At 48.5% G+C, this 604-nt stretch carries 1 protein-coding gene; it reads left to right on the forward strand.

Going from position 1 to position 604, the window contains the following annotated elements; genetic code table 11:
- The coding region (locus ACG2E4_RS18475) for an IS982 family transposase (protein WP_395277511.1) at positions 1 to 579 on the forward strand (579 nt) is incomplete at its 5' end.
- Between the last annotated feature and the right edge of the window lie 25 nt (positions 580 to 604).

A 604-nucleotide genomic window follows, 5' to 3' on the forward strand; every position in this document is an offset into this window, starting at 1 on the left:
CCGTGCACCGGCATCAGCTTTATCGATTCGACCCCGCTTCGCGTGTGTGACAACCGACGTATTCACAGCCACAAAGTGTTCCAGGGATTAGCCACCCGCGGGCACTGCTCGATCGGCTGGTTTTATGGATTTAAGTTGCATCTGATTACCAGTGACACCGGTCACGTGGTTGATGTTATGCTCACCCCTGGCAATACCGACGATCGACAACCCCTGAAAATGAAGGGCTTTATCGACAAGCTATTTGGCAAACTTTTCGGCGATAAAGGCTACCTGTCGAAAGCCTTGTTTGAAGATTTATTTTTCCAAGGCATACACCTGGTCACCAAACTGCGTAAAAACATGAAAACCAAGCTGGTGACGCCCATGGCCGATGCCATCCTGCTGCGCAAACGAGCCATCTGCGAAACCATCATCGATCAGCTTAAGAATATTTTCCAAATTGAGCATTCCCGGCATCGGAGCCCGAAAAATTTCCTGACGAACCTGTTCTCGGCCTTAATCGCCTACAACTTCACCGAGAAAAAGCCCAGCTTGAAGCAAACTTATGTCGATACCGGACAATTGTTGCTATTTTAGCAACCCTTATGTCGAACTCACGTTA

The organism is Halalkalibaculum sp. DA384, assembly GCF_043951955.1.
Classification (GTDB): Bacteria; Bacteroidota; Rhodothermia; order Balneolales; family Balneolaceae; genus JAMQKA01.